The following is an 8,525-nucleotide window of genomic DNA, read 5'->3' on the forward strand; positions in this document are numbered from 1 at the left end:
CACGATCCACGGTGGCTGCTCGCCCTTCCTCACGGCGGTGATCAACCTGAAGGTGATCACCCTTTATTCCTAGATCATTTTGTTAGGACCTCTTACTCTCAAAGACCTCCGTCACAATCTGACCCTCTCCTTCGCCAAGGTCGCCGAATACCAGCGCCGCGGTGTCGTCCACTTTCACGCCGTCATCCGCCTCGACGGCCCCGACGGGCCTACATCACCTCCGCCGGCCTGGGCCACCGCAGATGTTCTGACGTTCGCCGTACAGCACGCGACAAAGGCCGTCTCCGCGTCCGCACCCGCCTATGAAGGCCAGCTCGAACGGGCCTTCCGCTGGGGCGATCAACTCGACATCCGCCCCATCACCCTCAATGGCGAGCTCACCGAACAAGCCGTAGCCGGATACATCGCCAAGTACGCCACCAAGGCGGCTGAATGCGTCGGCACCCTCGATCGCCGCATCAACCCGCTCGACAATCTGGAGGCGTTCAACCTCCGCGACCACGCTCGCCGCCTCATCACCACCTGCATGCGCCTCGGCAGCCTCCACGAACTGGCCGAACTCCGGCTGATGGACTGGGCCCACATGCTCGGCTTCCGCGGCCACTTCTCCACTCGGTCCCGCCGCTACTCCACCACGCTCGGCGAACTCCGAGCAGCCCGTGAGCGCTTCGTGCACACCGAAGAGGTCACCCACGGGCGCTTGCCACTCTTCGACGAAGACACGATCTTGGTGATCTCCGAATGGGAGTACGCAGGCAAGGGCTATTCAGCCGGAGATCAACTTCTGGCCGCTGCTCTCACGGGGACTCGGCTCCCGAACCTCGGCGGTGGTGCCAGATGAGTCGCCGCGACGAACTGCTGACGGTTCCCGAGGTACTGGCGGAGCTGGGTGGTGTCTCCCGCCGCACCTTCTATCGGTGGCGCGAGCTCGGCCGCGCACCGATCTGCGTCCAACTCCCCAACCTCGAACTCCGCGTCTGGCGGAGCGACCTCATGACCTGGCTCGACTCTCGACGGGAGGCCGCGTGAACACCACCTACGACGTGAAGTTCAGCCAGATCCAGCAGCGCTCCAACCGCGGCATACCGGTGTACGTCGCCCGCTGGAGGGTCGCTGGCAAGGAGAGGTCCAAGAGCTTCCGGACCAAGGGGCTGGCCAGTGCCTTCATGTCCGACCTTCGGCAGGCGGCCAAAGCGGGGCAGGAGTTCGACGTTGCCACCGGTCTTCCGGTGTCGATGCTGGAGCCCGAATCTTCCGGGCCGTCGTTCCTGGAGTTCGCTCAGGCGTACGTTCTCCGCCGTTGGAGCATGTCCGCGGCTCGGACCCGAGAGACGGACGCGTACGCGCTCCTGTCGCTGATCCCGGCGTTGGTGGCAGACGCGCCGCGCCGTCCCTCGGCCGGGGAACTGCGGGAGGTTCTCCGAGTTCACGCGCTGCTGCCGGACAAGCGGCGGGCCAATCTGACCTCGGCGCAAACTGCAGTCCTGAGCTGGCTGGAAAGGGCGTCGCTCCCGCTGTCAGCCTTGGGCGAGGCAAACGTCCTCCGTGCGGCGCTCGCCTCTATCTCTGTTACCTTCGCCGGCGCACCCGCGGGGGCCAACACAGTGCGGCGCAAGCGCGCCATATTGCATCACCTGCTGGAGCACGCAGTAGAGGAGAAGGTCTTCAGCAGTAACCCGCTGGACGAGATCAAGTGGACAGTGCCCAAGGCCGTGACGGCCGTCGATCCACGCACGGTGGTCAACCCTGCCCAAGCGAAGCAGCTCCTCGACGCTATTCCCAAGGTCGGACGCAAGCGCGGCCCCCGGCTCAAGGCATTGTTCGCCTGCATCTACTACGCCGCGCTCAGGCCCGAAGAGGCGGCCGACCTCCGGCAGAGGAACTGCACCCTGCCGGCATCAGGCTGGGGCTTGATCGTCCTGGAGAAGGCCCGCCCCCAGGGCACGAAACGCTGGACCAACTCCGGCGAAACCCACGAGTCCCGCAGTCTGAAGCACCGCGCGGACAAGGAGACGCGAGACATTCCCATCCCGCCCGTCCTGGTCGCCATGCTGCGTGAGCACATCGCGACGTACGGCACCGCCAGCGACGGCAGGATTTTCACCACGGGAACGGGCGGCACCTACTCCAGCTCGGCGCACTCCTACGTCTGGCAGGAAGCCCGCAGACTCGCGCTCACTCCGGCACAGATCGCATCGTCGCTCGCTGCTCGACCGTACGACCTCCGCCACGCGGCGGTCTCACTCTGGCTGAACGCGGGCGTCCCGGCCGTCGAAGTCGCCAAGCGCGCCGGGCACAGCGTGGACGTCCTGCTCAGGGTCTACGCCAAGTGCATGGACGGTCAGCAAGAGCAGATCAACGGCAAGATCAACGACGCTCTGGACGAGTAGTCCAGGTTCATCCACCTTCGGCCCCAGTCTCCTGGGGCCGTTTCACGTCGCGCTGCTCGACATGCCGCGTCGCTCCGCTCTGTGGACGGCACGCTGCGTCACTCTGACATGAACGAGCAGTGAGAAGGGAGGCCTATGCACAATGATCACGATCCCTCTGCCTCGTCATCCGGCCCGCTGAGGCGACCACCGTACGGTCTGCCTATCCGCCCCCGGGCCAGGCTCGAAGACTCGGATTCCTTCGGCTGGCGAAGATACTCGGCGCCGACTCCACCGCAGAGATCTTCTCGGTGGAGTTGGGAGCGCGTAGCCAAACCGGTGCTCGTCGCCAGCGTCTTGGTCTTCGCTGCCTGGTCGAGCATCTGGAGTCTGCTCAGCTCATCCGGCGTAGGTTCTGCCCCGAGATCCACACCGCTGTCCGGTGTAGTTGGGCAGCCGCTCCTCGTCGCCTCGACGCCGACCCCTTCGGCGACAGTCAGCCCACGCCTTTCGGTGAAGTCCAGCCCGAGTCCTAAGCAGCCGAAGCCCAAGACGATCCCATCGTCCAGAAGTCAGGACCGAGCAGGTATCCGTCCCATGCCGTCCCAGCGTGACCACAGCGGCGTGGAACCGCGACCAGTGAGAACCGCGACACCTCCCAGCCGTCCGCCAGCAGCCAGGCGTGTTGACCCGAAGAGCGACACCAGGAAACGAACAGAGTCGTTGATCGGCGCGAAATGCGACGAGCTCTTCTCGCCTTCCCGTCCTGAGTTCCGCATCCGCAACCGGGCGTGCCACCTCTTGTACGGATGAAGACCTCACCTGCACGTGATCGACGTCTACGCCAGCCGCGGTCAGCGCCTTCGCCATGCTCTGGCCGGCGGTATCCGATCCCACGTAGCCCACCATGTGCACGCGGGCGCCCGCCTTGCTCAGCGCAGTCGAACCCCTGACGCTGAGGAGGGGGCTGCTTAAGCGCTCGCTGGCCGCATCAAGTTGGCGAGGTGATCGCGCAGCTCAGGGTTCACAGCGTAGATCACCGTACCTCGCATACCTCGTGTCAGCAGAACCTTGTAAACGTTGCGCACAAGCTGGTCGAAGTCGCTATCGGGGACAGACTTGCGGCTCCTGAAGGCGGGGTCTCGGTTCTCGTCCCGCACGGTGGCCAGTTGCCCGTCACGGACGGTCAGGTCAGGCCCGAGGATGACGCCGTTCCAGTCGTACTCGAACCCTTGGGCGGTGTAGACGCATCCGACCTGCCCGAATCCGTTCGGTTCGCTGGCCCACAGCATGCTGGGCGGGTAGTCGCCGACGGCGCGGTCCTTCTTGACGTTCCATGGTCGTGTCCAGTCGCCGATGACGACGTCGTTGACGAGGGTGTCATCGGGGCGTGGGTCGCTCCATGGCCAGCAGTAGCCGGCGGTCATGCGGGCGGTGCCAGGCTTGGTGCCAAGGAACGCCTCGAGCTCTTGTGGCGAGTCAGCGAGCTGGACCTCGAAGTCCTCATCTCCGTCCCACTCCATCGGTTCCCCGTCCGCCAGGCCGAGCAGATGAAGGACCCACTGCTCGTACTTCCGGCTGCCGCCGCAGCGGAACTGCTCGTCCAAGGACACGAACCGCAGGTCGTAGCCCTTGGAACGGGCGTAGTGCTCGATGCCCGCCACGGTGCCGAGTTCGCCGGGCCGTACCACCTGATGCTGGTCGAGGAGGAAGACTGGGACCCGTGCCGCGGACAGCAGCTCGTCGAGCTGGCTGCGTCCGGTCCTTCTGGTCGCTGGGGTGAAGCGGTTGGTGGACGTTTCGCGGATGCGATGAGCTTCGTCGCAGATCAGGACGTCCATGCCGTTCTGTTCGGCGTCGGTGAAGCTGTTGAAGTACATGAAGAGGTTCTTGATCCGAGTGCTGCCGCGACCGGGGTAACGGCGCATGGTCTGGGTGAAGGACTGCGAGCCGGTGGCGTGCAGGGCCGACCGGCCCTGCCGGTACAGCTCGCCGAGGAGCGACAGAGCGATGACGCTCTTGCCGCTGCCGGGGCCGCCGGTGACGATGACGACCTGCTTGAAGTCCGCCCGCCGTGCCTTGTCGACGGCTCCCATGACCAGTTCGTACGCGACCTGCTGCTCGTCCAGCAACGTGAACTGCTCGCGCTCGCGGATCTCTTTTGAGGCGTAGGCCATGAGCTGCTTGCTGGGAGCGACTGCACTGGACAGGAGTCGGTCCGCGGCGTCGGCGCCTGGCTTGTCGGACAGCCGCTCGCTCAGGTACCGGAGGAACTCGCCGCGCCGTTGCTTGGTGAACAGGCGGCTGCGTTCGTCGCGGACCTGGTCCGCCAGGCCGTCGATGTCCAGGTCCATGGCGTTGTGCAGGTACGCGGCTCCGTACACGGCGTCCGGCTTGCCGTTGAGCACCCCGAGGAAGTCGGACATGTACTCGCAGTACCGGCGCACCTGCTCAGTTGGATGCAGCGCCTCGCCGCCCGGCATGCCGTCCACGATGACCAGATGCTCGCCTGACTCGGACGGCTCCGCACGGCTCCACTGCTTGAGCTCAACGACGACGTACGAGTCTTCGCCGGTCCGCGGATGTACGCCGGCGAGGACTACGTCGGCCCGTCGGCTGGTCAGTGGAAGTTTGTACTCCACAAGCATCTCGACCCTGTGCAATCCGGCGTCGGCCAAGTCGCGAGCGAGCACGGGCAGGCTGCGCTGCCAGGACCTGACCTCGGCAGGGGAGGAGCGTCGTCCGGTGGCCACGCGTACGTGTTCGGCGATGACTTCCGCCAGAGCGGCCTCGTTGGGCGAGGTGAGCAGGTTGTCGACAGACAGCCGCAGAGCCGTCACGGATTGACCCCCAGGCAGCACGAATGAACTCGTGCGGGTGGGGGCCTATCCGCTCCGACCGGAGTCGTACAACCGCGAAAGCCCGTCGGGCCGCACCACATGGTCACGAAAAGCGTAGCGGGGGCGCCTCGGCTGCGAAACCGTACGGCATCCGAACCGCGAGAGACACGCTTCTCACTGGTGGGGCTGGATCCGGTGTAGATCACTCTTCGAGGACCGGGACGCCGAGATCGATCAGCAGCTGGTTGGTAGCCGGATCGGTCGCGTACAAGACGGCACCGCGCATGCCGCGGGTGGCCAGGACCCGGTAGGTGTTGCGGATCACCATGCTGAACTGCGGGGCTTGGTACTGGTCGCGGTCCACGTTGTAGCGGCGTTCGCTCTGCCAGCCGTTCCGCCACACCAGATCGGGGCCGATGATGACGCCGGCATAGTCGTACTCGAAGCCCTGGGCGCTGTAGATGCAGCCGATCTGGCCGAACCCGGCGGGATCGGTGGCCCACAGCGACGAGGGTGGAATGGTTCCGAGGTAGTCGGGGGCCTGTGAGTTCCACGGGCGCCGCCAGTCACCGATGATCACATCATCCGGTAAGGTCCCGTCGGCGTTCGGCTGGCTCCATGGCCAGCAGAAGCCGGCGGCGATCCGGGCTGTGTCCTCTTCAGCGACTCGGGCCTTGAGATAGTTCTCCATCGCCAGTGGAGTACGGGCGACATACAGGGTGAAGTTTTCCAGCGGGTGCCAGTCCGGGCGCCCGTTGCCGCGGCGGAGCATGAGCAATCGTTCCACCCAGTCGACGTACTCCGGAGAGCCGGCACATCGGAACTGGTGACGTAGGTTGATCTCGCGGATCCCATAGCCGAGTTGTTCGGCCCTGTCGCGAATAAGCTCAAGCGATCCCACTTCACCACGGCGTACGACTTGATGCTCGTCCAGGAGGAACACCGGAACGCGAGCGGCGTGGATCAGCTCGTCGATCTGCGGCGGTGGCTCACGCAGATCTCTCTCGTTCTTGCGGTTCCGCGAGGTCTTCCGGATACGGTGCGCCTCATCAGCGATGATCACGTCGAGGTCATTGGGGGTGGCGTCCGAGAAGGAGTTGAAGTAGGTGAAGAGACCTCGCTGATTACCGGGCAGACCTGCGTACTTCCAAAGTGTCCGCGTGAAGGATCGGCTGCCGGTCGCGTGGACGGCGTTGACCTTCTGCCGGGCCAGTGTGCCGAGCAGTTCGACGGCGATCACACTCTTTCCAGTGCCGGGGCCGCCGAGGATGACGACGATTTCCTTGATGCCACCTTGCTTGCTAGTGCTCACCAGGTGGCGGACGTAGTCGTAGGCTTCGCGCTGCTCGTCCAGCAGCGGGAAGACAGTGCGGTCGCGGACGCACGTGGCCACGCGCGTCATCAAGCCCTGGCCGGGCTTGACCGGTGCCTGCAGCAACATCTCGGCCTGCTGTGCGGCGTTCCTGCCAGACAACCGCCGACGAAGCACGTCCTTGAACTCCTCGCGGTGCTCCCCCGCGCCGTACATCGCCACCCACTCCTGCACCAGCTCCTCCAGGCCCTGAACCTTCGGCCTCACGGCTTGGACCATGTGGGCGGGCGCGTTGTGCAGGTTGACGACGCCACATAACTTCTCATCCAGCATCATGGGCACGTAGCCGCGTAACACCTGCAGATAGCCCCATAACTGGTTGGCCGGATGCAGTTGAGGCGTCCCGTCGCTGCTGAGCCGCACCATCTTTTCGTCCGGCCTCAACCAGGACCACTGCTTGTTCTCCACAACCACGACCGATCCGAGATCCGTCCCGGGGAAGGTGCCGACGAGAACCATGTCCATGCGTACGTCGGTGATGGGAGCCTTCAACTCCAGCAACACCTGCACGTCTTCGAGGCCTGCCTCGACCAGCAGCTGGATGACGGTGGGGATGCTGTTGTTCCAGGAACGGACTTCCCGCTCATCCGGATCTTGCCAATGAGCGTCCTGGAAGCGTTTCTTCAGCTCGTCGATGAAGTCGTCGCGAGCGATTGCTTCAGCTAACTCGCCGGCACTGCCCTGGTAGAGGCACTGCAACCCCACGGAAGCACTCCTTCGAACCGACGCCGACGAAGAGCCGGCAAACGCGGACAGGGAAGAGCGGGGGAAGCGCGAGCGGTATGTCAACCGTGCTGTTGACCGACACATCGAAGTCGGAGCGCTGAGTTCACTGTCCTCACCGCCAGGACTCGGCCGCCCTCGTAGACGGATCGCCTTTTCGGGCGTTCTGTCGGATTATCGCCTATTTGAGAGCTTTTGCTTGGTCTAGTTACTCCAATCGGGTCGGCTGCAGCCCGGAGTGCACGAACAACCCCTATGACGCACTTCTAGCGTAATTGTCGGTCCTATGCGCAAAGATAGGGCTAAATGGGCATCGCTATCTCGCCAGTTGACTTGCGGTGCTTTGCGAAGTGCTCACCACTGCTGACCCTGACTTCCATGGACAGGAGCCAGCCCCGCATGACACAGGTCGTCATCCAGCCCTCGTACGGCAATAAGCAGGCGCAGCAGCATGGGCGCGACACACTGGATTCGTCCGGGGAATCGGCGAGGTTAGGTGCAGCTTCCGCAACAGTGCCTTCGCCGACACCATGTGGGATCCCCATCCCGATCGGGGCTCCTGGCGGAACGTCTACAGCCTGCTCAGCTTCCAGCCCACCGAGATTCCCTACGCCGAGATCTGGGACCTGCCGGGCTTCAACCCGGGCGACAACTTCATGGGCATGCGCTTCCTTGATGAGGAGAAGGGGGCTGCGATCATTGAGGGCCTCGGGATCGAGACCTTAACCTCCCTTACGGAAGCAGCCCGCCAAGAGCAGCAGGTCACGGCAACCCTTACTGACCCCGGCACGCTGGTCATCGATCCAGAGGCCGTCAACGTCACGCACACCAGCTACAGCCGCTCAGGCGGTACTACATTGGTCCACCGTGCCGAAGCTCTGCTGGTCCAGCACTACCGAGCGACGTTGAACGGCACCGAGACCAGGCGTATTCGTACTCCTGCCGGCATCACGGATCTGTACGTCGTCACCGGCGACCGGGTCGAGATCATTGAGGCCAAGCGATCCGCCAGTCACGCCTTCGTCCGCCAAGCTCTCGACAGCTTCTCGATTACGCCCGCACAGCCCGATACAGGCAACGCTCCTGACCGCCCTGTTCCCGAGCCGACCGGGTGTGTCCAGCTAACGGCTCTGGCCCACTTTCGGTGGTGACGGAGTGTGGTTAGCCGAGCAGGATGCGGTGGCGAAGGAGAACGAACCCGGCGCGGCCGTACATCTGCCG

At 64.4% G+C, this 8,525-nt stretch carries 7 protein-coding genes; 4 read left to right on the plus strand and 3 right to left on the minus strand.

Annotated elements, in window-relative coordinates:
* Positions 1–79 precede the first annotated feature (79 nt).
* Genes ACWDRB_RS67370 through ACWDRB_RS67380 form a run of 3 tightly spaced genes read left to right on the plus strand, consistent with a single transcriptional unit; the run spans position 80 to position 2,390 of the window.
* Complete coding sequence (locus tag ACWDRB_RS67370) at positions 80–841, plus strand: replication initiator (protein ID WP_449912738.1); 762 nt, start codon at positions 80–82, stop codon at positions 839–841.
* The gene (locus ACWDRB_RS67375; protein ID WP_449912740.1) at positions 838–1,029 is read left to right on the plus strand and encodes a helix-turn-helix transcriptional regulator; all 192 of its coding nucleotides are present in this window, start codon (positions 838–840) and stop codon (positions 1,027–1,029) included. Before ACWDRB_RS67370 ends, ACWDRB_RS67375 begins: the two co-directional genes overlap by 4 nt.
* Positions 1,026–2,390, plus strand: a complete 1,365-nt coding sequence (locus ACWDRB_RS67380; protein WP_449912742.1) for a tyrosine-type recombinase/integrase — start codon at positions 1,026–1,028, stop codon at positions 2,388–2,390. Before ACWDRB_RS67375 ends, ACWDRB_RS67380 begins: the two co-directional genes overlap by 4 nt.
* Positions 2,391–2,768: 378 nt before the next feature.
* Here the strand turns inward: ACWDRB_RS67380 and ACWDRB_RS67385 are convergent, their stop codons facing one another.
* From ACWDRB_RS67385 to ACWDRB_RS67395, 3 genes are all read right to left on the minus strand, one after another.
* The gene (locus ACWDRB_RS67385; RefSeq protein ID WP_449912748.1) at positions 2,769–3,305 is read right to left on the minus strand and encodes a PfkB family carbohydrate kinase; all 537 of its coding nucleotides are present in this window, start codon (positions 3,303–3,305) and stop codon (positions 2,769–2,771) included.
* Between the two features lie 35 nt (positions 3,306–3,340).
* Positions 3,341–5,209: a DNA/RNA helicase domain-containing protein gene (locus ACWDRB_RS67390; RefSeq protein WP_449912743.1), complete on the minus strand. Its 1,869-nt coding sequence runs from the start codon at positions 5,207–5,209 to the stop codon at positions 3,341–3,343.
* Between the two features lie 202 nt (positions 5,210–5,411).
* Entirely contained in the window at positions 5,412–7,286 is a 1,875-nt protein-coding gene (locus tag ACWDRB_RS67395; protein WP_449912745.1) for a DUF2075 domain-containing protein, read from the minus strand.
* A gap of 548 nt (positions 7,287–7,834) precedes the next feature.
* Here ACWDRB_RS67395 and ACWDRB_RS67400 point away from each other — a divergent pair.
* Positions 7,835–8,455, plus strand: a complete 621-nt coding sequence (locus ACWDRB_RS67400; protein WP_449912747.1) for a hypothetical protein — start codon at positions 7,835–7,837, stop codon at positions 8,453–8,455.
* Positions 8,456–8,525: the final 70 nt, after the last annotated feature.

Source organism: Nonomuraea sp. NPDC003707, assembly GCF_053587055.1.